General features: G+C 71.3%; 21 protein-coding genes. 11 read left to right on the top strand and 10 right to left on the bottom strand.

Translation table 11 applies throughout. The annotated features are described in order from the left end of the window. Positions 1-357 precede the first annotated feature (357 nt). From rpmH to O7599_RS19755, 9 genes are all read left to right on the top strand, one after another. Positions 358-495 carry a 50S ribosomal protein L34 gene (rpmH, locus tag O7599_RS19715; protein ID WP_027773413.1) on the top strand — a complete coding sequence of 46 codons (138 nt, stop codon included), beginning with the start codon at positions 358-360 and terminating at the stop codon, positions 493-495. 15 nt (positions 496-510) lie between these two features. Further along, positions 511-879 carry a ribonuclease P protein component gene (gene rnpA, locus O7599_RS19720; RefSeq protein ID WP_281616923.1) on the top strand — a complete coding sequence of 123 codons (369 nt, stop codon included), beginning with the start codon at positions 511-513 and terminating at the stop codon, positions 877-879. Next, a complete protein-coding gene (gene yidD / locus O7599_RS19725; protein ID WP_281616924.1) occupies positions 876-1,160 on the top strand; it encodes a membrane protein insertion efficiency factor YidD in 285 nt (94 codons plus the stop codon). Before rnpA ends, yidD begins: the two co-directional genes overlap by 4 nt. A gap of 3 nt (positions 1,161-1,163) precedes the next feature. Continuing rightward, on the top strand, positions 1,164-2,441 hold the full coding sequence (gene yidC / locus O7599_RS19730; protein ID WP_281616925.1) for a membrane protein insertase YidC: 1,278 nt from the start codon (positions 1,164-1,166) through the stop codon (positions 2,439-2,441). 56 nt (positions 2,442-2,497) lie between these two features. Beyond that, a complete protein-coding gene (locus O7599_RS19735; RefSeq protein WP_281623441.1) occupies positions 2,498-3,013 on the top strand; it encodes a R3H domain-containing nucleic acid-binding protein in 516 nt (171 codons plus the stop codon). A gap of 109 nt (positions 3,014-3,122) precedes the next feature. Further along, positions 3,123-3,851 carry a 16S rRNA (guanine(527)-N(7))-methyltransferase RsmG gene (rsmG, locus tag O7599_RS19740; RefSeq protein ID WP_281616926.1) on the top strand — a complete coding sequence of 243 codons (729 nt, stop codon included), beginning with the start codon at positions 3,123-3,125 and terminating at the stop codon, positions 3,849-3,851. A gap of 236 nt (positions 3,852-4,087) precedes the next feature. Next, entirely contained in the window at positions 4,088-5,131 is a 1,044-nt protein-coding gene (locus O7599_RS19745) for a ParA family protein (RefSeq protein WP_281616927.1), read from the top strand. Next, complete coding sequence (locus tag O7599_RS19750) at positions 5,128-6,228, top strand: ParB/RepB/Spo0J family partition protein (RefSeq protein ID WP_281616928.1); 1,101 nt, start codon at positions 5,128-5,130, stop codon at positions 6,226-6,228. The genes O7599_RS19745 and O7599_RS19750 overlap by 4 nt, the downstream gene beginning before the upstream one ends. A gap of 124 nt (positions 6,229-6,352) precedes the next feature. Further along, entirely contained in the window at positions 6,353-6,970 is a 618-nt protein-coding gene (locus O7599_RS19755) for a GNAT family N-acetyltransferase (protein WP_281616929.1), read from the top strand. A 114-nt stretch (positions 6,971-7,084) separates the two neighbouring features. Here the strand turns inward: O7599_RS19755 and trxA are convergent, their stop codons facing one another. The 7 genes from trxA to O7599_RS19790 all read right to left on the bottom strand — a co-directional run bounded on the left by trxA (position 7,085) and on the right by O7599_RS19790 (position 17,405). Next, complete coding sequence (gene trxA, locus O7599_RS19760) at positions 7,085-7,414, bottom strand: thioredoxin (protein ID WP_348652553.1); 330 nt, start codon at positions 7,412-7,414, stop codon at positions 7,085-7,087. A 43-nt stretch (positions 7,415-7,457) separates the two neighbouring features. Beyond that, on the bottom strand, positions 7,458-8,435 hold the full coding sequence (gene trxB, locus O7599_RS19765; protein ID WP_281616930.1) for a thioredoxin-disulfide reductase: 978 nt from the start codon (positions 8,433-8,435) through the stop codon (positions 7,458-7,460). A 118-nt stretch (positions 8,436-8,553) separates the two neighbouring features. After that, positions 8,554-9,513 (bottom strand): hypothetical protein, encoded by a 960-nt coding sequence (locus tag O7599_RS19770; RefSeq protein WP_281616931.1) that lies wholly within the window; start codon positions 9,511-9,513, stop codon positions 8,554-8,556. Positions 9,514-9,519: 6 nt separating this feature from the next. Beyond that, positions 9,520-10,194: an RNA polymerase sigma factor SigM gene (gene sigM, locus O7599_RS19775; RefSeq protein ID WP_281616932.1), complete on the bottom strand. Its 675-nt coding sequence runs from the start codon at positions 10,192-10,194 to the stop codon at positions 9,520-9,522. Between the two features lie 32 nt (positions 10,195-10,226). Next, positions 10,227-12,032, bottom strand: coding sequence for a protein kinase family protein (locus O7599_RS19780; protein WP_281616933.1), 1,806 nt, complete (start codon positions 12,030-12,032; stop codon positions 10,227-10,229). A gap of 111 nt (positions 12,033-12,143) precedes the next feature. Then, complete coding sequence (gene murJ / locus O7599_RS19785; RefSeq protein ID WP_281623442.1) at positions 12,144-14,948, bottom strand: murein biosynthesis integral membrane protein MurJ; 2,805 nt, start codon at positions 14,946-14,948, stop codon at positions 12,144-12,146. 48 nt (positions 14,949-14,996) lie between these two features. Beyond that, positions 14,997-17,405, bottom strand: coding sequence for a DUF6049 family protein (locus O7599_RS19790; protein ID WP_281616934.1), 2,409 nt, complete (start codon positions 17,403-17,405; stop codon positions 14,997-14,999). A 214-nt stretch (positions 17,406-17,619) separates the two neighbouring features. Between O7599_RS19790 and O7599_RS19795 the strand changes: the two genes are divergently transcribed. Further along, a complete protein-coding gene (locus O7599_RS19795; protein WP_281616935.1) occupies positions 17,620-19,080 on the top strand; it encodes a CCA tRNA nucleotidyltransferase in 1,461 nt (486 codons plus the stop codon). Between the two features lie 93 nt (positions 19,081-19,173). On the opposite strand, the gene O7599_RS19800 is transcribed toward O7599_RS19795, so the two are convergent. The 3 genes from O7599_RS19800 to O7599_RS19810 form a co-directional block, all read right to left on the bottom strand. Continuing rightward, positions 19,174-20,508, bottom strand: coding sequence for an MFS transporter (locus O7599_RS19800; protein WP_281616936.1), 1,335 nt, complete (start codon positions 20,506-20,508; stop codon positions 19,174-19,176). 138 nt (positions 20,509-20,646) lie between these two features. Continuing rightward, on the bottom strand, positions 20,647-21,729 hold the full coding sequence (locus O7599_RS19805; protein ID WP_281616937.1) for an inositol-3-phosphate synthase: 1,083 nt from the start codon (positions 21,727-21,729) through the stop codon (positions 20,647-20,649). 46 nt (positions 21,730-21,775) lie between these two features. Further along, positions 21,776-22,438 (bottom strand): PadR family transcriptional regulator, encoded by a 663-nt coding sequence (locus O7599_RS19810; RefSeq protein WP_281616938.1) that lies wholly within the window; start codon positions 22,436-22,438, stop codon positions 21,776-21,778. Positions 22,439-22,861: 423 nt separating this feature from the next. Between O7599_RS19810 and O7599_RS19815 the strand changes: the two genes are divergently transcribed. After that, positions 22,862-25,594 (top strand): transglycosylase domain-containing protein, encoded by a 2,733-nt coding sequence (locus O7599_RS19815; RefSeq protein WP_281616939.1) that lies wholly within the window; start codon positions 22,862-22,864, stop codon positions 25,592-25,594. Positions 25,595-25,728: the final 134 nt, after the last annotated feature.

The following is a 25,728-nucleotide window of genomic DNA, read 5'->3' on the forward strand; positions in this document are numbered from 1 at the left end:
TCGGGTCACGGCAGGTCACGAAGGTGTGATCTCGGGACGGGTGGGACGGATCCGCGCAAGGGTCGGAAGTCCAGCCACGGTAGTCACGCCGAGCTGCCCCATTCAAGTCGCTGTCCACAGGCTGTGCACAGTGTCCTGTGGCGTGTCGGCCGCACGGGGCGGGTTTGACCGGACGGCTGCCGCCCGCGTACCGTGTCGAGGTCGAGATGTCGACGGCTGCTGCCGCCTGCCTCCGATCAGTCTCAGGCCGCGACAGTGATCATGTCACGTGTCGGGGGATGACGAGCCGGCTCGAGGGCGCACGGTGGCAGCCGTTCGGCGCCTACCCACCCGTGACAACTCTCCTGGAGCCCCCGAGTGAGCAAGCGCACTTTCCAGCCGAACAACCGCAAGCGTGCCAAGACGCACGGCTTCCGGCTGCGTATGCGTACCCGCGCCGGCCGTGCCATCATCACGGCCCGTCGCACCAAGGGTCGCGCACGCCTGTCCGCCTGACCCGCTGGTGTGCCCGTGCTGCCCGCTGAGCACCGGCTGCGGCGGCGCGAGGACTTCGCCCGAGCGGTACGCCGCGGACGACGGGCCGGCCGCCCGCTGCTCGTCGTCCATCTGAACAGCGGCGGTGACCCGCATGCCGCCGGGGAGGACGCCTCCCCGCCGCGTGCGGGTTTCGTCGTCAGCAGGGCCGTCGGACCGGCGGTCGCGCGCAACCTCGTCAAGCGTCGCCTGCGTCATCTCCTACGGGATCGGATGGATCTGCTGCCCGCAGGTAGCCTGGTGGTCGTACGGGCGCTGCCCGGCGCCGCGGAGGCCGGTTTCGACCGGCTGCGCGATGACCTGGACGCAGCGCTGGGGCGGTTGCTGGGAAGGGCGCCGCGATGAAGTATCCACTGCTCTGGTTGATCAAGCTGTACCAGTGGACCATCAGCCCGCTGCTGGGGCCGGTCTGCAAGTACTACCCGTCGTGTTCGCACTACGGCTATGAGGCGATCCGGCTGCACGGCGCGCTGAAGGGTACTGCCCTGACGGCGTGGCGCATCCTGCGCTGCAACCCGTGGTCGCTCGGCGGAGTCGATCATGTACCGCCTCGTAAGCGTCCGGTCTGGCACCAGCGGCTGCGCAGCCGGCTGGGCAAGACGCAGCCCAACGCCCAAGGAGCCTGATTCGTGGACACGATCCTCGGTCCTCTGTATACGGCAGTTTCCTGGATCATCGTCCAGTTCCACTCGCTGTTCAGCCTCGTGTTCCCCGAGGACAGCGGATGGGCCTGGGGTCTGTCCATCGTCGCGCTGGTGGTTGTGATCCGCGTCGCCCTGATCCCGCTCTTCGTGAAGCAGATCAAGGCGACCCGGAACATGCAGGTGCTGCAGCCGAAGATGAAGGCGATCCAGGAGCGCTACAAGAACGACAAGCAGCGCCAGTCCGAGGAGATGATGAAGCTGTACCGGGAGACGGGTACCAACCCGCTCTCGAGCTGTCTTCCCATCCTCGCCCAGTCCCCCTTCTTCCTGGCCCTCTTCCAGGTGCTGAACAAGATCGCCGGTAACCACGAGGTCGGCGTTCTCAACGCGACGCAGGTCGAGCAGGCCCGTGAGGCCCACGTCTTCGGCGCCCCGATCGCCGCGAAGTTCATGGACAGCGCGAGCAAGGTGGAGAGCCTCGGCGCCACGCTCGCCGACGTGCGGGTCGTCACCGTCATCATGATCGTCCTGATGTCGGGGTCGCAGTTCTACACACAGCGCCAGTTGATGACGAAGAACGTCGACCTGACGGTCAAGACGCCGTTCATGCAGCAGCAGAAGATGCTGATGTACATCTTCCCGCTCATGTTCGCCGTCTTCGGCATCAACTTCCCCGTCGGCGTCCTGATCTACTGGCTCACGACCAACGTGTGGTCCATGGGCCAGCAGATGTACGTGATCAAGCGGAACCCCACCCCGGGCAGCAAGTCCTACGCGCACCTGCTGGAGCGCATGCAGAAGCACGTCATCGCCCACAGCGGCGTGCGCGGCCGGCGCGACCGCTACGTCGTCAAGCAGATGGTCGCCAAGGGCAAGGACCGCAACGAGGACGAGCGGAAGTTCGTCTCGGCGCTGGCCAAGCATGATCTGCTGCCGCAGGCGGACGGCACCGTGATCAAGAGCGAGACGCCGCTGGCGGACGCCAAGCCCGGCGGCGGCGAGCCGGGCCGGCGGCAGCAGCCGAAGCGGCAGTCGAAGTCCCAGCGCCGCAGCCACGCCCAGTCCGGCGGCTCCGGCCAGCGGCAGGAGGGCGAGGGCGAGGACGAAGCCGCGGAGCCCGAGGACAAGAAGCCCGCGTCGAGCGCCGCGAAGAAGAAGGCGGGCGGCTCATCCGGCCGCGGCGGTTCGGGCGGTAACGCCCGTAACGCGAAGTCCGGTCAGCGTAAGGGGCCCCAGCGGCCCAAGCACCCGTCGAAGAAGTAAGAAGGAGCCCCCACGTGACGGACACCGCTTCCGCGACCGGCGAAGCCGGTTCGGAGATGGAGACCCAGGCCGAGCAGACCGAGGCCACGGCCGAGGACGTCCTGACGCGCCTGGAGCAGGAAGGCGAGATCGCCGCCGACTATCTGGAGGAGCTGCTCGACATCGCGGACCTCGACGGCGACATCGACATGGACGTCGAGGGCGGCCGGGCCTCGGTGTCGATCATCGGCGAAGGGGCGTCGGACCGCCATTTGCAGAAGCTCGTGGGGCGCGACGGCGAGGTGCTGGAGGCACTGCAGGAGCTGACACGGCTGGCAGTGCACCGGGAGACGGGCGACCGCAGCCGGCTGATGCTGGACATCGCGGGGTTCCGGGCGCGCAAGCGGGAGGAGCTGACCGAGCTGGGCACCGAGGCCGTGGAGCGGGTGAAGGAGAGTGGCGAGCCGGAGAAGCTGCGGCCGATGTCCCCGTTCGAGCGCAAGGTGGTGCACGACGCGGTGAAGGCCGCGGGGCTGCGCAGCGAGTCTGAGGGCGAGGAGCCCGAGCGGCGCGTGGTCGTGCTCCCGGCCTGACCGGAACGTAGCTGATCCACCCCTGGGCCAGCCGACCGGACCGGCCCGGACTGCTCCCCTGCCACCTGCCGCCGCCCACCCGCCGGCGCCCCAGCGAGAGGACCTCCCCGTGTCCGATGTTGCGGATCTCCCGCCGGTGCCGGAGGCCGCCCACAAGGTGTTCGGCGCTGTCCTTCCGGACGCGGTGCGCTACGCCGAGCTGCTGGCCGACACGGCGGTCACGCGCGGGCTGATCGGCCCGCGGGAGGTCCCCCGCCTCTGGGAGCGGCACCTGCTGAACTGCGCGGTGCTCGCCGAGGTGGTGCCCGACGGCGTCGCGGTCTGCGACGTCGGCTCGGGCGCCGGGCTGCCCGGCATCCCGCTGGCGCTCGTCCGTCCCGACCTGCGGATCACGCTGCTCGAACCGCTGCTGCGGCGGACCCGGTTTCTGCAGGAGGTGACCGAGCTGCTGGGGCTGGAGCAGCAGGTGACCGTCGTCCGCGGCCGGGCCGAGGAGGTCCTCGGCACGCTGGAGCCCGTCCATGTGGTCACCGCGCGGGCGGTGGCCCCGCTGGACCGGCTGGCCGGCTGGGGCGTTCCGCTGCTGCGCCCGTACGGGGAGATGCTGGCGCTCAAGGGCGAGAGCGCCGAGGAGGAGCTCCGCGCCTCGAAGGCCGCGCTGCACAAGCTCGGCGTCACGGAGACCGAGATCGTCCAGGTCGGAGCCGAGGTGGTGGACCCGCCGGCGACCGTGGTGCGGGCCGTGGTGGGCGAGAGCCCGGGAGGCGTGCGCTTCGCCGCCAAGCGGGCCCGGGCCGCTCGGAAGGGCGGTCGCGGCGGGCACGGCCGACGCCGTTAGTCTGCTCGTATCCGAAAGAGGGCCGATCGGTCCATTAAAGCCGCCTACCGTACATACACCGGAGTGTCGCGGCGGTGGTGCCCGCGGGGCTGTGCATCGTGTTTCACGTGAAACATCGTTCGTTGCTCCCCGGGATCCTCAGCCGAGGACGTGGTGCCGTAGAGGCCCGCCAGTCGGCTGTGGACAAGGAATCATCCACAGGAGGACGGGCCTCGCTGGTTCGCGACCCCGAAAGCATGGCAGGCTCTGTGCAGTGCGAGTCTGAAGTCGAGGAGAGTGAATCCTTGCGGTCCGACGCCAATGTCGCGGGGCCGATGGCCGATCCGGTCCCCGGTCCCCGCTCCGAATCAGCGGATGTTTCACGTGAAACACCGCCTCCGATGGACGACACTCCGATCGGCCGTGCCGCTCAACTCGCCGTAGAGGCGCTCGGGCGGGCCGGTCAGGGTCTGCCACGCCCTGAGCAGACCCGCGTGATGGTCGTCGCCAACCAGAAGGGTGGGGTAGGCAAGACCACCACCACGGTCAACCTGGCGGCATCGCTGGCTCTGCACGGGGCCCGGGTGCTGGTCATCGACCTCGACCCGCAGGGCAATGCCTCGACCGCACTGGGCGTCGACCACCACGCGGAGGTGCCGTCGGTGTACGACGTCCTGGTGGAGGCCAAGCCGCTGGCCGAGGTGGTGCAGCCGGTCCCGGATGTCGAGGGACTGTTCTGCGCACCGGCGACCATCGATCTCGCGGGTGCGGAGATCGAGTTGGTCTCGCTGGTGGCGCGGGAGAGCCGGCTGAAGCGGTCGATCGACGCCTACGAGCAGCCGCTGGACTACATCTTCATCGACTGCCCGCCGTCGCTCGGCCTGCTGACGGTCAACGCCATGGTGGCCGGCAACGAGGTGCTCATCCCCATCCAGTGCGAGTACTACGCGCTGGAGGGTCTGGGTCAACTGCTGCACAACGTCGACCTGGTGCGCGGGCACCTCAACCCCCGGCTGCACGTGTCCACCATCCTCCTCACGATGTACGACGGGAGGACGCGCCTGGCCTCCCAGGTGGCGGACGAGGTGCGCGGCCACTTCGGCGCCGAGGTGCTGAGGACCAGCATCCCGCGCTCGGTGCGTATCTCCGAGGCACCGAGTTATGGGCAGACGGTTCTCACCTACGATCCGGGGTCGAGCGGCTCGCTCTCCTATCTGGAGGCGGCTCGCGAGATGGCCCTGCGCGGTATGCCCGAGCAGGGTGAAGCTCATCACGAGGGGCATGACGGAGGGGCTCAGTGACAGAACGACGCAGAGGACTGGGCCGCGGGCTGGGGGCGCTGATCCCCGCCGCTCCCACTCCCGCCGATGATTCGGGACCGCTGGTCGGCGGCGCCACCATGTCGCCGGGAGCGGTGCCCGTCATAGTGTCGGAGCGGGCGTCCCAGCCCGAGACACAGGGGTACGAGGAGCAGGTGCCGCCGGAGCACGCCTACGAGGCGCCGCCGGCCGTCGAGGGTGCCGCGGAGAGCGGCGAAGTGGCCGGTGCGCACTTCGCCGAAGTTCCGCTGGACGCCATCACGCCGAACCCGCGGCAGCCGCGTGAGGTGTTCGACGAGGACTCCCTCGCCGAACTGGTCACCTCCATCCAGGAGGTCGGGCTCCTCCAGCCGGTCGTCGTCCGCCGGCTGGCCCCGGACCGCTATGAGCTGGTCATGGGTGAGCGCCGCTGGCGTGCCTGCCGCGAGGCGGGCATGGAGCGGATCCCCGCGATCGTCCGCGCCACGGACGACGAGAAGCTCCTCCTGGACGCGCTGCTGGAGAACCTGCATCGTGCACAGCTCAACCCGCTGGAAGAGGCCGCCGCCTACGACCAGTTGCTGCGGGACTTCGAGTGCACGCACGACCAGCTCGCCGACCGGATCGGCCGCTCCCGCCCCCAGGTCTCCAACACGCTGCGCCTGCTGCGGCTCTCGCCGCCCGTGCAGCGGCGGGTGGCGGCCGGGGTGATCTCGGCGGGCCATGCGCGGGCGCTGCTGTCCGTGGAGGACGCGAGCGAGCAGGACCGGCTGGCGCACCGCATCGTGGCCGAGGGGCTGTCGGTGCGGGCCGTCGAGGAGATCGTGACCCTGATGGGGTCGGAGCCCAGGAGCGGGCGCCGGCCGAAGGCGCCGCGGGCCGGTAACCGGATGTCTCCCGCGCTGACCGATCTCGCGTCCCGGCTCTCCGACCGCTTCGAGACCCGGGTGAAGGTCGATCTCGGGCAGAAGAAGGGAAAGATCGTCGTCGAGTTCGCCTCGATAGAGGATCTGGAGCGCATCCTCGGGTCGATGGCGCCCGGCGAGGGCAGGGTGCTGGAGAAGAGGCTGACGGACGAGGACGCCGACGAGGACGAGTGACCCCTCCCCTCCTCGTTCCCCACGAGACAGGCCGCGGACCCAATCCGCGGCCTGTTTTGTCGTCTCCGGATACGATGCATACGGGTATCGAGGGGGATGCCGGTGAAGGAGAGGATCGGGCTTCATGGGGCGAAGGCTCGTACCGCTCACCCTGGACAATCTCCCGGACGTCCCCCGGCGCTGCCGCTCGTGCGTCTTCTGGGAGCTGGACCCCGTCAGCGGTGAGGCCGCCGCGAAGTCCGGGCACCTGGAGCGGGAGAAGGAAGCCTGGATCTCCGCCGTCCTGCTGGAGTGGGGATCCTGCGGCCGGGTCGTCTACGTCGACGATGTGCCGGCCGGGTTCGTCATGTACGCCCCGCCCGCCTACGTGCCCCGCTCCCTCGCCTTTCCGACGAGCCCGGTGTCGGCGGACGCCGTGCAACTGATGACCGCGTGGCTCAACCCGGGGTATCAGGGCCAGGGCCTCGGCCGGACCATCGTCCAGACCGTCGCGAAGGATCTTCTGCGCCGGGGCGTCAAAGCGGTCGAGGCGTTCGGAGACGCGGCGTGGAAGGAACCGGCGTGTGTCCTGCCCGCGGACCATCTGGTGTCGGTCGGCTTCAAGACCGTTCGGCCCCACCACCGCTATCCCCGGATGCGGCTGGAGCTGCGCTCCGCGATCTCGTGGAAGGAGGACGTGGAGATGGCACTCGACAAGCTCCTCGGCGCCGGGCGGAAGGATCCCGTGCTGCGCCCGCTCTGAGACCGGCCCCCGGCACGACGAAGGGCCCGTCCTCGCGGGGACGGGCCCTTCGTCTGTCCGCCTCGTTGTTTCACGCGCCACGCGCACGTTTCACGTGAAACGAGGATCGCTTGTTCAGCCGATGAACTCGGTGAGGTCGCGCTCCAGGGCGGCCTTCGGCTTGGCGCCGACGATGGTCTTCACGACCTCGCCGCCCTGGTAGACGTTCATCGTCGGGATCGACATGATGCCGTACTTCGCGGCCGTGGCCGGGTTCTCGTCGATGTTGAGCTTGACGACGGTGATCTTCTCGGGGTTCTCCGCGGCGATGGCCTCGAGCGACGGCGCGATCTGGCGGCACGGGCCGCACCAGGCAGCCCAGAAGTCGACCAGTACGGGCTTGTCGCTCTTGAGGACCTTCTCCTCGAAGTCCGCATCGGTTGCGGTCACCGTGGCACCGGCCATGGCGTACTCCTTACGTTCGTTGTGCGTTGATGGCTGCTCGGTCTCAGACGGCGTCTGCGACCTTCTCCGGCTCCGCCGACTTCTCCTGGTCGGCGATCGCGGCGAGGTAGCGCTCGGCGTCCAGCGCCGAAGAGCAACCCGTCCCGGCGGCGGTGATCGCCTGGCGGTACGTGTGGTCGACGACGTCGCCCGACGCGAAGACCCCGGTGAGGTTGGTGCGGGTGGAGGGGGCGTCGACCGTGAGGTAGCCCTCTCCGTCGAGCTCCAACTGACCCTTGAACAGCTCCGTGCGCGGGTCGTGCCCGATGGCGATGAACAGACCCGTGACCGCGATCTCGGACTCCTCGCCGGTCTTGGTGTTCCGCAGGGTCAGACCGGAGAGCTTGTCGCCGCCGTGGATGGCGGAGACTTCGCTGTCCCAGATGAACGAGATCTTCGGGTCCGCGAAGGCCCGCTCCTGCATCGCCTTGCTGGCGCGCAGGCTGTCCCGGCGGTGGACCACCGTGACGCTGCTGGCGAAGCGGGAGAGGAACGTGGCCTCCTCCATCGCTGTGTCGCCGCCGCCCACCACCACGATGTCCTGCTCGCGGAAGAAGAAGCCGTCACACGTGGCACACCACGAGATGCCGCGGCCGGACAGCTCGTCCTCCCGCGGCAGCCCCAGCTTGCGGTGCTGCGAGCCGGTGGCGACGATCACGGTCCGCGCACGGTGCACCGTGCCCGCGGTGTCGGTGACGGTCTTGATGTCGCCGGTGAGGTCGACGGCCACCACGTCGTCGGGGACCAGCTCGGCGCCGAAGCGCTCCGCCTGTGCCCGCATGTTGTCCATCAGATCCGGCCCCATGATCCCCTCGCGGAATCCCGGGAAGTTCTCCACGTCCGTGGTGTTCATGAGCGCGCCACCGGCGGTGACGGCTCCTTCGAAGACCAGCGGCTGCAGCGCGGCGCGGGCGGTGTACAGCGCGGCGGTATACCCCGCCGGCCCCGAGCCGATGATGATCACGTTGCGAACGTCGCTCACGGACTCTTCCTTGTCTACGACCGGCTGCCTGAAGGGGGCGGGGACCCTTGCCGTCCTGTCCCTCTCACCCACCCAACGGATCCTACGGGCCGGACATTCCCGCGGGGGTGGGCGCGGCTCAGGGGCGCCGGAACGTGTCGCGGTGCAGGATCTCGCCCGGCTGATCCGGGGAGGCTTCGCAGGAGGAATCCACCACGTAGGCGTCCACTCGCTGTGGGTCGTCGGCGTGGGGCAGCACGACGACGTAGACGGACGTTCCCTCGTACGTGTCCGTCTTGGCCGCAAGCGGTGCCTCGGTGCGGTTGACGGCGGCCCGTACGCACGACGGCACCTGCGGGGCGTCCCCCTCGGCGAGCAGCGGATCGTCGTCGGTGCCGGTGGCGCCCTCGCCGGAGCCGGCGCTGTCCCGCTGCTCCGGCTGCGGGAGCATGCCGAGGACCCGGGACTCCAGGGTCCCCGGGCTCAGCGGGCCCTGGCTGCCCTCGCTGGGCACCGCCTTCGGGGCGGCTCCCTGAGAGTTCTCTTGGCTCGCCGACATGTCCGCGGCCCCGCCGCCGTCGTCTCCGCCGCTCTGCGGGAGCTGGACGAGTACGACAGTCAGCGCGACGACCGCGGCCGCCCCGGCGGCGCCGAGGACGACGCGCGACCAGCGCCGGGCGCGCCGGCCGGGACCGGTGGCGTCGGCGCGGTGGGCGGCGGGGCGCCGGTGCGAGCGGCTGGGCCGTGTTTCACGTGAAACGGCCTCGCGTGGCGCGGGCACGTGGGTATCCGGCGACGCGGTTTCACGTGAAACATCGGCGGCGGACGCATCGACGGCGTAGCGCGCCTCGGCCGCCAGCGCGGCGTCGATGCGCCCGGCGACCTCGGACGGCATCGGCGCGGGCTCCGGGAGGCTGCCGAGGAGCCCGCGTACGCCGTCGAGGGCTTCCCGGATCTCACGGCAGGTGGCGCACCCGTCGAGGTGGCGGTGGAGATCCTGGCTGCGGGCGGGGGACGTCAGGCCCTCGGCGAGGTCGGCCAGTTCCTCGACCTCCGGGTGGCCGTCGTCGGAGCCGGGGGGCTGCGGAGTCTGCGTCACGCCATCTCACCTCCGCCCTTCGCCGCGTACGTCGTTCTGCTCTGCCGTCGGTGGGACGGATGTCCCCTGCGCCGGGTTCCGTCCGCCCGTCCCGGAGCCGGCGGCGGACAGCCGCAGATGACGTACGAGAGGAAGGAGGCGGGCGCGACCGCGTGCGCAGCGACTCTTCACGGTACCCGCGGGCACGCCGAGAATGTCGGCGGCCTCCGCGACGGGATAGCCCGCCATGTCCACGAGCACCAGGGCGGCCCGCTGCTCCACGGGCAGGGTCGCCAGCGCCTCGCGTAGCTCACGGCCGGTGTCCTCCCGCTCCGCGGGTTCCTCCGCGGACTCCTCGGGCTCCAGCAACTGCTCGAAGTGCTCGGTGTCCGCCACCGGCGCCGTGCGGCGGCTGGCGGCCTTGCGGGCCCGGTCCAGACAGGCGTTCACGGTGATGCGGTGCAGCCAGGTCGTGACGGCGGACTGGCCGCGGAAGGTGTGCGCCGCGCGGAACGCCGACAGGAGCGCGTCCTGTACCGCGTCCGCGGCCTCCTCGCGGTCGCCGAGGGTGCGGAGCGCCACGGCCCAGAGCCGGTCCCGGTGGCGTCTGACGATCTCGGCGAAGGCGTGCGGATCCTCACCGGAGACATGGCGGGCGAGGAGTGTGCGGTCATCGACGTCGTCGCCGCTGGCGTTCTCCAACGCCGACCCCTCCCACCGGTCGAGTGCTGAGCTCAGCTCCGAATCTGGATGTCGGAGATCTTGCCACGGAAGTTGCCCTCGTTCGACGGCGGAATCTCCGTGAGCCACAGCAGAACGTACTGGGTGACGACCGGCTTGGTGGGCTTGAGCGTCAGATTGGTGCCCGCCGCGTCGTCGAACTCCTCGAAACCGGAGAGGTCCGTCGGCGTCGACGCCGCGTCCTGCGGGGTGGCCATGGCGGTCAGCTTGCTGTCGCCGATGAGGGACACCTTGACGCTGCCGACGCGCTTCGGCTCACCGAGGTCCAGGACCAGCCCGACGCCCTCCTTGAGGTTCCCGAAGGCCGCGCTCGTGTACCACTTGGTCTCCCAGTAGCTCGACGGGTCGGCGTCGTAGGCCGCGGGAACGCTGCTCGGGGACTCGCTCCCGGTGCCGTACGGGTCGAAGTCCCGGGCGCTCTCGATCTCCACCGGCTTGCCGCCTTCGCGGCCCCCGCCGGTGCCCCCGCCCGCGCCCGGCTGGGCCGCGGAGTTCCCGCTGTCGCCCTTGCGGCCGTCGTGGTTGATGAGGGCGTCGGCGAGCTGCCAACTGCCGAGGGCGAGCGCGACGATCAGCAGCACGGACACGGCCCACTTCACGGCCTTCCCGGTCCGCCCCGGCAGCGTCGGCGGAGCGGGCGGCGGCACGGCGGCGGCGGGCCGCGCGGCGGGGCCGCCGGGGTGGCCGCCGCTCTGCGCGTAGCCCTGCTGGTACGTCGTCTGCTGGTACGGCGCCGGGCGCGGGTACTGCCGCTCCGGGGGACGGATGCGTGGCAGTTCGGCGCACGCGCCGCTCAGCTCCGCGGGCGTCGTACACAGCCGCGGGTGGGCCGCGGCGGCGGGGGAGCCGGCCGCGAGCGCGCGCATGGCGAGCTCCGACAGCCCGCGGTGCACCCCCGCACGCACCTGGTCCGGTGCGATGAGGCCGACGTGCTTGGGCAGCCCGGCCAGCCCGTAGGCGTCCCCCTCGTACGGCCAGCGGCCCGTCAGCGCGGCGTACAGCAGGGCGCCGACGGCCTCGGTGTCGGTGCGGCCGGGATCGTCCGCCTCGGCGCCGTGCAGCGCCGCGTGCACGGACAGCCCGCGGATGCGCCACTGCCCGCTGCCGGTGCGCAGCACGGCGGACGGCGTCAGCCTCAGGTGCGCGAGGTCCTTGCGGTGGGCGGCGGCCAGCGCCTGGGAGACCTGCGTGACGAGTTCGTACGCCTCGTGCGGCTCCATCGGGGCGCCGCCGGCGAGCAGCGTGGACAACTCGGTGGCGTCGGGGAGCCATTCGTGGACCACGTAGACGACGTCGTCCTCCTCGACGGCGTCGAGGACCTGGACGAAGCGCGGGTCGCCGATGAGGGCCGCGGAGCGGGCGGCGTCGAGGACGGCGTCGGCGCGGTCGTGCCCGGCGGCCAGGACGTGGACGCCGACGGCGCGGCGGAGCTTCTCGTCGACCGCGCGCCAACTGCTGAAGCCGTCGAGCCGGGTGACGCACTCCTCCAGGCGGTAGCGCGTGGCGAGTTTGTGGCCGCTGTGCATCTCGGCGACCGGAACGCCGGCCCGGGGCGGTCTGGGCGGGGTGTCGGGCGCGGGCGGCTCCGCGGCCGGGGCGGCCGGGGTGGCCGTGACCGGAGGCTCCCCCGCGCCTGTGTCCGTCGCGCCGGGGTCGGCGGCTGCCGCGGCAGGAGCCTCGGCAGCGGGGGTCTCCGCGGCGCCGGTCGGGTCTTCCGTGTCCGCCGCGTCCGTCGTGTCGGCCGCATCGCTGCGGTCGGCCGCCGAGCCGTCGACGGCTGCCGTGCTCCGTTCCGCCACCGCCGTTCCTGCCTCCCCAACTCTCATGTCGTGCAGCCGCGCCCTGACAATTGTGCCCACAGCCTCACGTCATCCTCGACACACGGCGATGACGGAAGGTTGTGCCCCGGGTTACCGGCCGAGGCGACCGCGGACCATCCCCATCATCGCGTTCAGCTCCTGGATCCGCATCCGCCGGGCGGCGACGTAGAAGATCGCGCCGAGGACCGCCGAGCCCGCGAGGAGCGCGCCGAGGGATCCGGTGACGCCGTTGCCGAGCTTGTCGGTCACGAACCACGCGGCGCCGCCGCCGGCGAGCGCCGCCGGGATGCAGGCGCCGACGAGGCGGGCGTACGTGCGGACGACGTGCGCGCCGTCCAGGTCGTTGGTCCCCATGCGCTGCTTCAGCCGCCGCCAGGCGACGCCGACGCCGACGGTGTACGCGATGCCGTAGCAGGCGGCGAAGCCGATGACCGCGTGCCGGTCGGCCAGCATGACGAAGCAGATCGCCGAGCCGGCCGCGAAGACCGCGGCGACGATCAGCGTGTTGTAGAACGGCGTGCGGGTGTCCTCGTAGGCGTAGAAGCCGCGCAGCACGACGTACTGCACGGAGAAGGGGATCAGCCCGAGGCCGAAGGCCATCAGGACGTACCCGATCGAGGTCGCGGCGTCGCTGCCGACCGCGGCGAACAGCAGCGTGCACATCGGGATGCCGAGCGCGACGAGCGCGAAGGCGATCGGCACGATGGCGACGGCGGAGGTGCGCAGGCCGTGCGAGATGTCGTCCCGCACCGCCGTGGGGTCGCCGTCGGCGGCGGCCCGGGAGATGCGCGGCAGCATCGCGGCCATCACCGACACCGTGATGATCGCCTGCGGCATCTGCCAGATCAGCAGCGCGTTCTGGAAGGCCATGATGCCGGTGCCGTTGTGGCCGACCTCGGAGGCGGACTCGCCGGCCCAGGTGGCGAGCTGGGTGACGACGAGCATGCCGGCCTGGTTGGCGAGGACGAAGAGGAACGTCCACTTGGCGAGCTTGGCCGCCTTGCCGAGGCCGTGGCCCTTCCAGTCGAAGCGCGGCCGGATCCTGAAGCCGGTCTTGCGCAGGTAGGGAATCATCGCCAGCGCCTGCACCACCAGCCCCAGCAGCGTGCCGACGCCCAGGAGCCGCACGCCCTCGGGCGGGATGGTGCTGGCGTCCATCGCCGAGGAGTCGGAGGTGCCGTAGACCCACAGGAAGAGGCCGAAGGTGGCGATGATGACGACGTTGTTGAGGACCGGGGTCCACATCATCGGGCCGAAGCTGCCGCGCGCGTTGAGGATCTGCCCCATCACCACGTGGATGCCCATGAAGAAGATGGTGGGCAGGCAGTACTGCGCGAAGGTGACGGCGACCTCGTTGGAGTTCGGGTTGTCGGCGATCTTCACCGACATCGCGCGGATCAGCACCGGGGCAGCGAAGACGGCGAGCAGGACCATCCCGCCGAGAATGACCGAGACGAGGGTCAGCAGGCGGTTGGCGTAGGCGACGCCGCCGTCGGGGTCGTTCTTCATCGCGCGCACGAGCTGCGGGACGAAGACGGAGTTGAGGCCGCCGCCGATGGTGAGGATGTAGATCATCGTCGGCAGGGTGTACGCGACCGTGTACGTGTCGCCGAGGACCGCGACGCCGAGGGCCGCGGAGATCACCAGCGTGCGCAGGAACCCCGTGATGCGCGAGACGAGCGTGCCGGCGGCCATGACCGCGCTGGAGCGGGCCAGGCTCGCGACCCGGCCGCCGCGGGTGCGCTGCGGCGGCACGGGCGCGGGCGCCGCGGGCTGCGGCCCGCCGCCCGCCGGGGGCGGCTGCGGGGCGCGCTGGTCGCGGAAGAGGTGGGCGAAGGCGTCCGGCTCCGGCTGGATCTGCTGCCCGGCTCCGGTGACGAGGTCGTCGATGCTGACGAACTGCGTGGTCTGGTCGCCGTAGCGCAGGTGCCGCGTGGCGCCGTCGGGCTCGGGCGCGGGCGGGTTGGCCCACAGGCGGGGGTCCGGGCGGTAGTGCGGCGAGGGCGGCTGCTGGTACGGCGGCTGGGCGGCGGGCTGGCTGCCGGGGGGCGGCGGGGGGTGGGCGGCGTGGTCGTAGAGCGCGTCGCCGAGGGGGTCGGGGCGCTGCTGGTACGGGTCGGGCGCGTAGGCGTCCTGGAGGTACGGGTCCTGGGGGTAGGGCGGCGACGGGGGGCCCGGGGCCTGGGCGGCGGCCTGGCCGTACGGGTCCCGGGGGTCGGGGTGCTGGGGACGCCCGCCCCGGGGGTGCTGGGGCTGCTGCGGGTAGTGCGGGTCCCGGGGGTCGCCCTGCCGGTACGGGGAGCGGGGGTCGTGCGGCGCCTGCGGGGCGGGGGCCTGCGGGCCGGCGGCGTACGGGCCGGCAGCGTACGGGTCGGCGGCGTACGGGTCGGCCGGCTGGGCGTACGGGTCCTGCCCCGGGTGGCCGTACGGGTCGGGCGCGGGCCGGCCGCCGTGGTGCGGGCCTTGGTGCCCCGGCTGCCCGGGGGGTGCGGGCTGGGCGTACTGACCGGGGTGGCCCTGCTGCGGCGGCTGCGGCCGGCCGTAGGGGGGCGGCTGGCCGTGCTGCGGCGGCTGCCCGGGCTGCGCGTACGGGTCCGGAGCCGCGGGGTGTGCCGGGGGCGCCTGCTGGGCGTAGGGGTCGGGAGCGGCGGGGTGCGCGTAGTGGCCAGGGGCGCCCTGGCCGTACGGGTCGGCGGCCGGCGGGGCGTAGTGTTCCTGCTGATACTGCGCGTACGGATCCTGACCACCCTGCGCGTACGGGTCGGGCGCGTACGGGTCGGCGTTCTGCTGGTCGGCCGGGGGCTGCTGGTGGGCAGGGGGCGGTGACCCGGCGGGCGGCAGGTTCGCGGGATCGCCGGTGCCCTGACTGCGGTCACCGTCGTACGGCGCGTTCATCGACACCCCACAAGGGTCATGGCCGGCCTGGAAACGGCCTGGTCGTTCTCACCGCTCCACTCTCTCACTGGCACCCGACCGGGCACCGCTTTCCGTGTCGGTGTCGTCGCCGCGGCCACCACCGGTGGGGTGTGTTTCGTCTGCCTGCCTGTCGGATTCCCCGGTATCGCCGCCGCTACCGGATTCCGCCGGGTCTTCCGGGCCGCCGGCGCCGCCGGTGCCGCCGTCCCCGTCCCCGCTTCCGGTCTCCTCCCCGTTCCCGTCGGCGTCTTCACCCGCGTCCGCCGTCCGGGCGGCCCGCTTCCGCTGCGAGTACATGCGCACCCCGGCGAGGACGAGCAGCAGGATCCCGGCGCCGATGACGAGCAGCACCGTGGAGGTGATCGACGTCACCTCCACCTGGAAGGTCTTCTCCGGGCCGAAGGGCTTGCCGTCCTCGGTGAAGAGCTGCGCGGTGATGTTCACCGGGCCGCTGGCCCGCGCGGACGCCTCGAACTTCACCGAGGTGCTGTGGCCGCCCGCCACCTCGATGGACTGCCGGTCCTCCTCGATCCGCAGCCGGCTCGGCACGTCGGATGTGAGCCGCAGCTCCAGCCCGCGGACGTTCTGCACCAGGTTGTTCTGCACGGTCACCGGGATGGTGCCGCTGTTGCCGGAGAGCGTGAGGTCCGACTTGTCGATGAGCTGTACCTGCGAGGTGAGGTCCAGGAGATAGTCCTGCACCTCCCGCCGGAAGGACTCCGCCTCCGCCTTGCGGTCGCGCCACTGCGTGGACATCTCCCGCAGCAGCGCGTTGCCGAAGGGCAGGGTGACCCGCCGGCTCTGGTCGAGGATGAGGGAGAAGTCGTCGAGCTCCTGCCGGGTGGCGTAGATCCGGTCGAACGCCTTCTGGGGGATCTCCTGCTTCCGCAGCTTCTTCGGGTACGCGCCGGTGCCGGGCACCGTGCGGTTGGCGGCCGGGTCCGCCGGCTCCACGGCGGCGCTGCTGAGGTTCAGTGGCGTCATCCACGTGCTGGTGTCGAGGCCGCCGAGCGCCTCCGCCATCGCCTGCGCCTGCCCGAGCGTGGGGGTGCGCTGCGGCGCGACGACGATGCTCCGCTGCATGTTCGGCTGCTGCAGCGTCGTCACGAGCGTCTGGGCGAGGAACTCCTGGACGGACAGGGAGAACGTCTCCGCCCGGCTCATGTCCCCCTCGAAGACCTGGGAGAGCTGTGCGTCGGCCACCAGCGCCGTCTGGCCGCCACCGATGGGGCGGGCCGCGGTCGGCGTGTACGACAGGCCGCTCTCGGTCATGCTGTCGCTGCGGGCGAGGATCCACTGCGCCCCGGCCGCGCCCGCGACGCCGACGATGCGCTTGTCGATCGCGCCCTCCGCGGGCCAGGCGAGGTCGGTCTCCGGCTCGACGTGCAGCTCCGACTCCACGGTCCTACGGGCAAGGGTGGTGGCGTCGCCGAGCCGGTCGAGGGTGCCGGAGACCTTGCGCCCGCGGTGGGCGATGGAGGCCAGGTCGGGGTCGCCGAAGGGCAGCGCGACGACCTCGCGGCCCTCCACGGCGTTCTGCAGGTCGGCCAGCCACTGCCGGGCGATGGCCTGGCCCTTGCCGGGGACGGTCTCGCCGTCCTCGCCCACCACGTTGTACGCCTCGGTCATCGCGGACGCCGTCGCCAGCAGGTCCGGGTCGATGACCCATGTCACGGGCAGTTCCTCGCCGAGCGCGACCATCTGCTGCAGCCTGCCGCCGGGCTCCATCTGCTCCAGCAGCCGGTCGCTGGCGAGCACCGGCGTCTGCTGCTCGTCCGGCTCGGTGCGCGCGGTGAGCTGGGGGGTGGCGATGACGGGCCAGACGAAGGTGAGCCGGGTCTTGGTCGACAGGTCGTCGGGCTGATACGGCAGGAAGGTGTGCTCGATGCCGAGCACCTGCTCGTAGCCGACGTCCGCGGACGTACCGCTGAGGGAGACGGCGAGCTGGTAGACGCCGGGCGTGTCCAGCGGCAGCCGGTCCACGGGGATCGTCATACTGAAGTCGCGGCTCATGCCGGGCGCCAGGCTCTTGAGCTCCTCGGTGCCGGGACCGTCGATCTCCGCCCCGTCGTACTCCGCGAGCCAGCCCGTGCGCTCGGTGGCCTGGGTGACCTCGCTGCGGCTCGTCAGCGGCCCGCTGAGGCGCAGCGAGACGTGCGGGTCGGTGATCTTGGCGTCGGTCTTGTTGGTGACCTTCCCGGAGACCGTGAGGTCGTCCCCGCCGGAGGGGACCGACGGGTTCAGGTAGTCCACGGACACGCTCACCGAGCGGGATCCCGAGGGCTGCGCCCGGGCCTCGCCGGCCGTCGGCACCTGCAGGAGCGCGGCCGGCAGCAGCAGCGCCACGAGCAGCAGGGCGGTCAGCAGCCGCCGGTGGGCCGGGGGACGGGCGGGAGGGCCGCCCGGGGACCCGGTCAGATGTGCCAGCTCGGCCACGCGTTCGCCCGTCCTCGTCGTCCTCGTACCCGGCCCGCGGCCTTGTGCCGCCTGCCTCGGACCCCGATGGTAACGAGGTACGGGGCGCCGGGTGGCGGGGACCGCGTCAACCCCCGGGCGCCCGCCCGCCCGATCGGCACCGGGGCGGTACGGAGACGCCGCGGAGGGTGGCCAGTTGCGGTCCCGCGGCGTGCGGGCCGTACCCTGTTCTGTTGTGCCGAATGCCCGCGAAGACCACCGAACCCAGCAGGCCACGCTCAGCCGTGCCCAGCGCAGCGCCGTGAGCGAACTGCTGCGTGTCTCCCCCGTCGCCGACGACCTGGCGCACCGTTTCCAGGACGCCGGCGCGCGGCTGGCGCTGGTGGGCGGCTCCGTACGGGACGCGCTGCTCGGCCGCCTCGGCAACGACCTCGACTTCACCACCGACGCCCGCCCGGAGCGGGTGCTCGACATCGTCCGGCCCTGGGCCGACGCGGTGTGGGAGGTCGGCATCGCGTTCGGCACCGTCGGCTGCCGCAAGGGCGATCTGCAGATCGAGATCACCACGTACCGCTCCGAGGCGTACGACCGGACGTCGCGGAAGCCCGAGGTGTCGTACGGCGAGTCCATCGAAGAGGACCTCGTCCGCCGGGACTTCACGGTCAACGCGATGGCCGTGGCGCTGCCGGAGAAGGAGTTCGTCGACCCACACGGCGGGCTCGACGACCTGGCGGCCCGGGTGCTGCGCACCCCGGGCACCCCGCAGGAGTCCTTCGGCGACGACCCGCTGCGGATGATGCGGGCGGCGCGGTTCGCGGCCCAGTTGGGCTTCGAGGTGGCGCCGGAGGTCGTCGCGGCGATGACGGACATGGCCGCGCGGATCGAGATCGTGTCCGCCGAGCGGGTGAGGGACGAGCTGAACAAGCTGCTCCTCGCCCCGCGTCCGCGCCTGGGTCTGCACCTGCTCGTCGACACCGGCCTGGCCGAGCACGTGCTCCCGGAGCTTCCCGCGCTCCGGCTGGAGCGCGACGAGCACCACCGCCACAAGGACGTCTACGAGCACTCCCTCATCGTGCTGGAGCAGGCCGTCGCGCTGGAGGAGAACGGGCCCGACCTGGTGCTGCGGCTCGCGGCGCTCCTCCACGACATCGGCAAGCCGCGCACGCGCCGCTTCGAGAAGGACGGCCGGGTCTCCTTCCACCACCACGAGGTGGTGGGCGCCAAGATGACCAAGGCCCGGATGACGAAGCTGAAGTACCCCAACGACCAGATCAAGGACGTCTCCCGGCTGGTCGAGCTGCATCTGCGCTTCCACGGCTACGGCACCGGCGAGTGGACGGACTCCGCGGTGCGCCGCTACGTGCGCGACGCCGGGCCGCTGCTGGCCCGGCTGCACAAGCTCACCCGCTCCGACTGCACGACGCGCAACAAGCGCAAGGCACTGGCCCTGCAGCGCGCGTACGACGGGCTGGAGGAGCGCATCGTCCGGCTGCAGGCCCAGGAGGAGCTGGACGCGATCCGACCGGACCTCGACGGCAACGAGATCATGAAGATCCTCGGCATCGGCCCCGGGCCGGCGGTCGGCGGCGCATACCGGCACCTGCTGGAGCTGCGGCTGGAGCACGGGCCGATGGAGCATGAGGCGGCCGTCGAGGCGCTGCGCGCGTGGTGGGCGGAGCAGAACCCCCCGGCCTAGGGTCTACGGCCCCTGGAGGCCGCCGGCGTACGGAGACGGCGTCACGGCGCCGGGCACGGCGGCCCCACGGCGCCACCGAGCCGGGCACGCGCGTCACGTTTCACGTGAAACATGCGGCTCGGTGCCACCCTCCAGGGCCGCCGGCCGGCTCTCCTCGGCCGGCGCGTGTTTCACGTGAAACAGCGACAAGGCGACGCCCCCGAATATCACCGAGACTCCCGCCACGAGCACCGCCGAGCGTCCGTCCGCGGGCAGCAGCGCCGCCGAGGCCGCCGCGGCGCCCACGAAGGCGACGTTGAAGAGCATGTCGTAGAGGGAGAAGACCCGGCCGCGGTAGGCGTCGTCCACCGACGACTGCACCACCGTGTCCGTCGTGATCTTGACGCCCTGGGTGGCGACCCCGAGGACGAACGCCGCCGCCAGCATCGGCCCCGGCCGGAACGACAGCGCCAGCACCGGCGTCAGCACCGCCGCCAGCGCCGCGCACAGCGTCATCCAGCCGGTCCGGCCCAGCCGCGCCACCAGCCACGGCGTCACCACCGCCGCGACGAAGAACCCGACCCCCGACAGCCCGATGGCCACACCGAGCAGCGCCATGCCGTCGTCCTCGCCGTCGGACCAGGCGTAGCGGCACAGCATCAGGAGCATCACGGTCAGCGCCCCGAAGCAGAACCGCATGAGGCCCATGGCGGACAGCGCCTGTGCCGCCTCGCGCCGCTCGCGCAGGTGCCGCACCCCCGCGACGAGCCCCCGCGCGGTGCTGGCGACCGCCGCCGCTATCCGCGGCAGCACCAGCTCCGGGGCCGGCCCCAGCGCCCCCGGCGCCATCCGCAGCGACGCCAGCGCCGCGCAGAGGTACAGCCCCGAGCCGACCAGCACCGTCACCGCGTCCGCCGCGCCCCCCTCCGGGCCGGCCAGCCCGACGAGGAAAGCGACGCCACCGCCGGCCGTGGCGGCCAGCGTGCCCGCGGTCGGCGACAGGGAGTTGCCGACCACGAGCTGCTCCTCGGTGTCCACCACGCGCGGCAGCGAGGCGGAGAGCCCGGACAGCACGAAGCGGTTGACGGCGGTGACGGAGAGTGCGGAGAGATAGAACAGCCAGTCCGGCACCCCCGCCAGCAGCAGCGCCGCCGTGCCCGCGGCGAAGACGGCCCGCAGCAGGTTCCCGTACAGCAGCACCTGCCGGCGCCGCCAGCGGTCCAGCAGCACGCCCGCGAAGGGGCCGACGATCGAGTAGGGGAGCAGCAGCACCGCCATCGCGGAGGCGATGGCGGCCGGCGACGTCTGCCGCTCCGGGGAGAAGACGACGTACGCGGCGAGCGCCACCTGATAGACGCCGTCGGCGCCCTGGGAGAGCAGCCGTACGGCCAGCAGCCGGCGGAAGCCGTGCAGCCGCAGCAGGCTGCGGAGGTCGCGGACAACGGGCATGGCGTTCAGCATCACATGCCGAGGGGCCCCGGGCGGCAGCCCGGGGCCCCTGGAGTCGGCGAGTCGCCTGCGGCGGCGCCTGCACCTGCGGCGGCGCAGGGGCTACGGCAGGTGCAGCGGCAGTGGTGGCGGTGCCGCTCAGCGCTCGACTTCGCCGCGGATGAACTTCTCCACGTTCTCCCGCGCCTCGTCGTCGAAGTACTGCACGGGCGGGGACTTCATGAAGTACGAGGACGCCGACAGCACCGGGCCGCCGATGCCGCGGTCCTTGGCGATCTTCGCCGCCCGCAGCGCGTCGATGATGATGCCCGCGGAGTTCGGCGAGTCCCAGACCTCCAGCTTGTACTCCAGGCTGAGCGGCACCTCGCCGAAGGCGCGGCCCTCCAGGCGCACGTACGCCCACTTGCGGTCGTCCAGCCAGGCGACGTAGTCCGACGGGCCGATGTGCACGTTGTGCTCGCCCAGATCGCGGTCGGGGATCTGGGACGTGACGGCCTGCGTCTTGGAGATCTTTTTGGACTCCAGCCGGTCCCGCTCCAGCATGTTCTTGAAGTCCATGTTGCCGCCGACGTTGAGCTGCATCGTACGGTCCAGGATGACGCCCCGGTCCTCGAAGAGCTTGGCCATGACGCGGTGCGTGATGGTGGCGCCGACCTGCGACTTGATGTCGTCGCCGACGATCGGCACGCCCGCCTCGGTGAACTTGTCCGCCCACTCCTTGGTGCCCGCGATGAACACCGGCAGCGCGTTGACGAAGCCGACGCCGGCGTCGATGGCGCACTGCGCGTAGAACTTGGCGGCGTCCTCGGAGCCCACGGGCAGGTAGCAGACCAGCACGTCGACCTTCCGGTCGCGCAGGACCTGCACGACGTCGACGGGCTCGTCGGCGGACTCCTCGATCGTCTCGCGGTAGTAGCGCCCGAGGCCGTCGAGCGTGTGGCCGCGCTGGACGGTCACGCCGCTGTTGGGCACGTCGGCGATCTTGATGGTGTTGTTCTCGCTCGCCCCGATGGCGTCGGCGAGGTCGAGGCCGACCTTCTTGGCGTCGACGTCGAACGCCGCGACGAACTCGATGTCACGGATGTGGTAGTCGCCGAACTGGACGTGCATCAGCCCGGGCACCCGGCTGCCCGGGGCGGCGTCCTTGTAGAACTCGACGCCCTGCACGAGAGACGCGGCGCAGTTGCCCACGCCGACGATGGCTACGCGAACCGAACCCATTGACGGTTGCTCCCTGTTGTTCGTTGAGGCCGTGCCAGGCAGGACCTCAGTTGGCGGTGTCGTCGGACGGATCCGGCCGGGTGCTGTCCCGGTCACGGGGCAGGCCGCCCGTCTCTGATGAACCGGCGTCTCCCGAAGGGCGCTCGTCGCGCCCCGCCCGTTCGCTCTCGATCAGCTCGGTGAGCCAGCGCACCTCGCGCTCGACCGACTCCATCCCGTGCCGCTGCAGCTCCAGGGTGTAGTCGTCGAGCCGCTCGCGCGTCCGCGCCAGCGACGTGCGCATCTTGTCCAGACGCTCCTCCAGCCGGCTGCGCCGGCCTTCGAGCACCCGGACCCGTACGTCACGCGACGTCTGGCCGAAGAAGGCGAAGCGGACGCCGAAGTGCTCGTCCTCCCACGCCTCGGGCCCGGTCTGGGCGAGCAGCTCCTCGAAGTGCTCCTTGCCCTCGGCCGTCAGCCGGTAGACGATCTTGGCGCGCCGGCCCGCCAGCGGTACGGCGGGACCGTCCTGTGGCGCAGGTCCGGTCTCCTCCGTCAGCCATCCCTGGGCGACGAGAGTCTTGAGACAGGGATAGAGGCTGCCGTAGCTGAACGCGCGGAACACCCCCAGCGAGCTGTTGAGCCGCTTACGCAGCTCGTAGCCGTGCATGGGGGACTCGCGGAGCAGGCCGAGGACGGCGAATTCCAGGACGTCTGAGCGCCTGCTCATCGCCACCTCCTCCCGTACCGCGGATGTCCCGCTCTGTTATGCCGAGCCGATGTGTCGCACCGATGTGTCGCTGCGATGTGTCGCTGCGATGTGTCGTCCTGATGTATCGACTCGATACATTCGACGATAGAACGGGGCCGCGGCAGCGGCAAGTGGAGGTTCTGTGAACGGCGTCACATCCGCTTGATCGGGCGCGCCGAAGTGTCCGGTATAGCGCGTAATACCCGGCGCAAAGCGGGCAACGCCGGTGCGTACCCTGTTCCGCATGCTGTCTGAAGGGAACCGAGAGCCGCATCCGGACGTCTTCGTCCTCGGTACAGTGCGGCTGGTTGCCAGAGGACAGAGAACCGGTCGTGCATCGGGGGGACCGGCTGACAGAAGACGCCCACAGGCGATGCCACCTGTTCGAGGAGTAGTCCCTTCATGAGCGAGCACCGTCGCAAGCCGCCGAACGGCGGCCGCGGAGGAGGCCGTCACGGCGCCCACTCCGGCCGCCGCGGGACGCCCGGCGCGGACGGGGGCTTCCCAGCCGGCCGCCGGGCCGCCGGAGGTGGCGGTGGCGGCCGGCGGAGAGCCGGCGGCGGGAACGCCGGGAACGCCGGCTACGGGGCGGGCGCGGGCGCCGGGGCCGGCGCGGGTGCCGCCGCGGGCGCGGCGGCCGGGCACGGCCGCAGCCACTCCGCCTCCGGCGGCTACGACGGCCCGCGCCGCAGGCGCCGCCCCGAGCCGCCGCCGCGGAAGCGGTTCATCGACTACCCCCGCTCGAACCACACCGGCCTGCGCCGCTGGCTCCCCTCCTGGAAGCAGGTCATGGGGATGTGCGTGCTCGGCGCCGGGATGCTGGTCGGCCTGTTCATCCTCGGCTACATGCTGGTGAGCGTGCCCGACGTCGCCGCCGCCGCCCGGGCCCAGAACAACGTCTACTACTGGTCCGACGGCACCCAGATGGCCACGTACGGCGGCGAGAAGAACCGCCAGATCGTCGATCTGGAGGACATCCCGAAGGAGATGCAGAACGCGGTCATCGCCGCGGAGAACGCCACCTTCTACTCCGACCCGGGCATCGACCCCAAGGGCATCACCCGCGCCGTCTTCAACATGGCGGGCGGCGGCTCCACCCAGAGCGGCTCGACGATCACCCAGCAGTACGTCAAGAACGCCATGCTCAACGACCAGTCGCAGACGCTCTCCCGCAAGGTCAAGGAGCTCTTCGTCTCCATCAAGGTGGGCGCGAAGGTCGACAAGAACGAGATCCTCGCCGGCTATCTCAACACCGCGTACTACGGCCGCGGCGCCTACGGCATCCAGGCCGCCGCCCAGGCGTACTTCCGCGTCGACGCCGAGGACCTCAAGCCCGACCAGTCCGCCTTCCTCGCCGCCGTCCTCAAGGGCCCCGACCTCTACGACCCCCAGGGCGGCTCCGTCCCCGGTGCCTCGCCGGAGGCCAACCGGGAGCGCGCCGAGGAGCGCTGGGAGTGGATCCTCGACCGGCAGACAGAGGTCGAGCTGGACGGCCAGAAGATGATGTCGCCGGCCAAGCGGGCCGAGTACGACACGTTCCCCAAGATCGAGAAGTACAACCCCAGCGCGGGTCTGACCGGTCAGAAGGGCTATCTCATCGAGACGGCCAACAGATACGTGCTGAAGAACTCCAACATCGAGAAGGAGCAGTTGGAGCGCGGCGGCTACCGCATCTACACGACCTTCGACAAGAAGAAGGTCGCGCAGATGGAGAAGGCGGTCGACGACGCCCGCAAGGAGTACCTCGACCCCAAGACGCGGGAGAAGGACAAGTACGTCCAGTTCGGCGGGGCCTCGGTCGATCCGACGTCGGGGGCGATCGTCGCCCTGTACGGCGGCGAGGGCTTCGACAAGGACCACTTCACCAACAACGCCGACACCCTCGGCGTGCCCGTCGGCTCCACCTGGAAGCCGTTCGTCCTCGCCTCCGCCTTCGAGAACGGCACGTACCGCAGCGACAACCAGCCGATCTCACCGGAGAGCACGTACAACGGCAACAACGGGATCATCATCCGGGACCAGAACGGCGACGCGATGCCCGGGCCGGGAGGTGAGGACTTCCGGCAGGTCAACGAGGCCGACAAGGACTACGGCTACGTCGACCTGAACATGGCCACCGGGCTGTCGATCAACACGCCGTACGTCCAGCTCGGCATCGACGTGGGACTCGACAACATCCGCGAGACGGCCGAGAGACTCGGCATCCTCGAGGACTCGATGGACCCGAACAACAACGCCTCGTTCTCCATCGGTACCTCGACCCCCAGCGCCATCCGCATGGCCAGCGCGTACGGCACGTTCGCCGCCTCCGGTGAGCACATCGAGCCGTACTCCGTGACGAAGGTGGTCAAGGACGGCAGGGAGCTGGACGGTTACGAGGACCACAAGACGGAGCGCGGCATCGACGCGAACGTCGCCGACACCGTCACGAAGGTGCTGAAGGAGAACGTCATCGAGGGCGAGTACGGCGAGTTCGGCAGCGGCACCGGCGTCGCCGCGCGCGACCTCGACCGGCCCGCGGCGGGCAAGACCGGTACCACGGACAAGAACAAGTCCGCGTGGTGGGTCGGCTACACCCCGCAGTTGTCCACGGCCGTCACCCTCTTCCGTACCGATCCGCGCAGCGACAAGCAGGAACTGCTGTCGATGAACGGAACCGGCGGCTTCGACTCCATCCACGGTGGCCAGATCCCGACAGAGATCTGGACCAACTACATGAAGGCCGCCCTGGCGGGCCAGGACGTCGAGGAGTTCCCGGAGCCCGGCCCGCTGGGCGAGATCGTCGACGGCAGCGGCGTCCCCGCGCCCTCCCCGACCGACGTCGAGCCCGAGCCGACCGAGACCCAGCCCACCGAGGAGCCGGACGAGCCGACCCACAGCCCGCCGCCCTCGACCTCGCCCCCGCCCAGCCAGACGTGCGAGCCGTGGGACATGGAGTGCCAGACCGGCGGCGCGACGAACGGCGGCGACATCGGCGGCGAGACGAACGGTGAGACGACCACCGGGGAGACGACCGGAGAGACGACCGGGGAGACGACCGGAGAGACGACCACCGACGGCGGCCAGAACAACGGCGGTACCAACGGCAACGCGGGATCGAACGGCGGCGACGACGGCGGAGGACTGATCCCATGACGGCCGCCGCCGTGCGCACGGGCCCGGACTGACGGGTCCTGAGCGGCTCCGGCGCAGCGGGCGCCGGAGCCCGGGCCCCCGGCCCGGGTCCCCGCCGCCCGTACGCGGCCGGGGCCGCGCCGGCCCGCCCGCCG

Origin of the sequence: Streptomyces sp. WMMC500 (genome assembly GCF_027497195.1) — a bacterium.
GTDB lineage: Bacteria > Actinomycetota > Actinomycetes > Streptomycetales > Streptomycetaceae > Streptomyces.

Excerpts from the sequence above, each read along its gene's own strand:
- O7599_RS19745 (WP_281616927.1), top strand. The coding sequence starts at position 4,088 with ATGGCAGGCTCTGTGCAGTGCGAGTCTGAAGTCGAGGAGAGTGAATCC.
- yidD (WP_281616924.1), top strand. The coding sequence starts at position 876 with ATGAAGTATCCACTGCTCTGGTTGATCAAGCTGTACCAGTGGACCATC.
- trxA (WP_348652553.1), bottom strand. The coding sequence starts at position 7,414 with ATGGCCGGTGCCACGGTGACCGCAACCGATGCGGACTTCGAGGAGAAG.
- O7599_RS19805 (WP_281616937.1), bottom strand. The coding sequence starts at position 21,729 with ATGGGTTCGGTTCGCGTAGCCATCGTCGGCGTGGGCAACTGCGCCGCG.
- O7599_RS19815 (WP_281616939.1), top strand. The coding sequence starts at position 22,862 with ATGAGCGAGCACCGTCGCAAGCCGCCGAACGGCGGCCGCGGAGGAGGC.
- O7599_RS19810 (WP_281616938.1), bottom strand. The coding sequence starts at position 22,438 with ATGAGCAGGCGCTCAGACGTCCTGGAATTCGCCGTCCTCGGCCTGCTC.
- O7599_RS19800 (WP_281616936.1), bottom strand. The coding sequence starts at position 20,508 with ATGCCCGTTGTCCGCGACCTCCGCAGCCTGCTGCGGCTGCACGGCTTC.
- murJ (WP_281623442.1), bottom strand. The coding sequence starts at position 14,948 with ATGAACGCGCCGTACGACGGTGACCGCAGTCAGGGCACCGGCGATCCC.
- O7599_RS19755 (WP_281616929.1), top strand. The coding sequence starts at position 6,353 with ATGGGGCGAAGGCTCGTACCGCTCACCCTGGACAATCTCCCGGACGTC.
- O7599_RS19735 (WP_281623441.1), top strand. The coding sequence starts at position 2,498 with ATGGAGACCCAGGCCGAGCAGACCGAGGCCACGGCCGAGGACGTCCTG.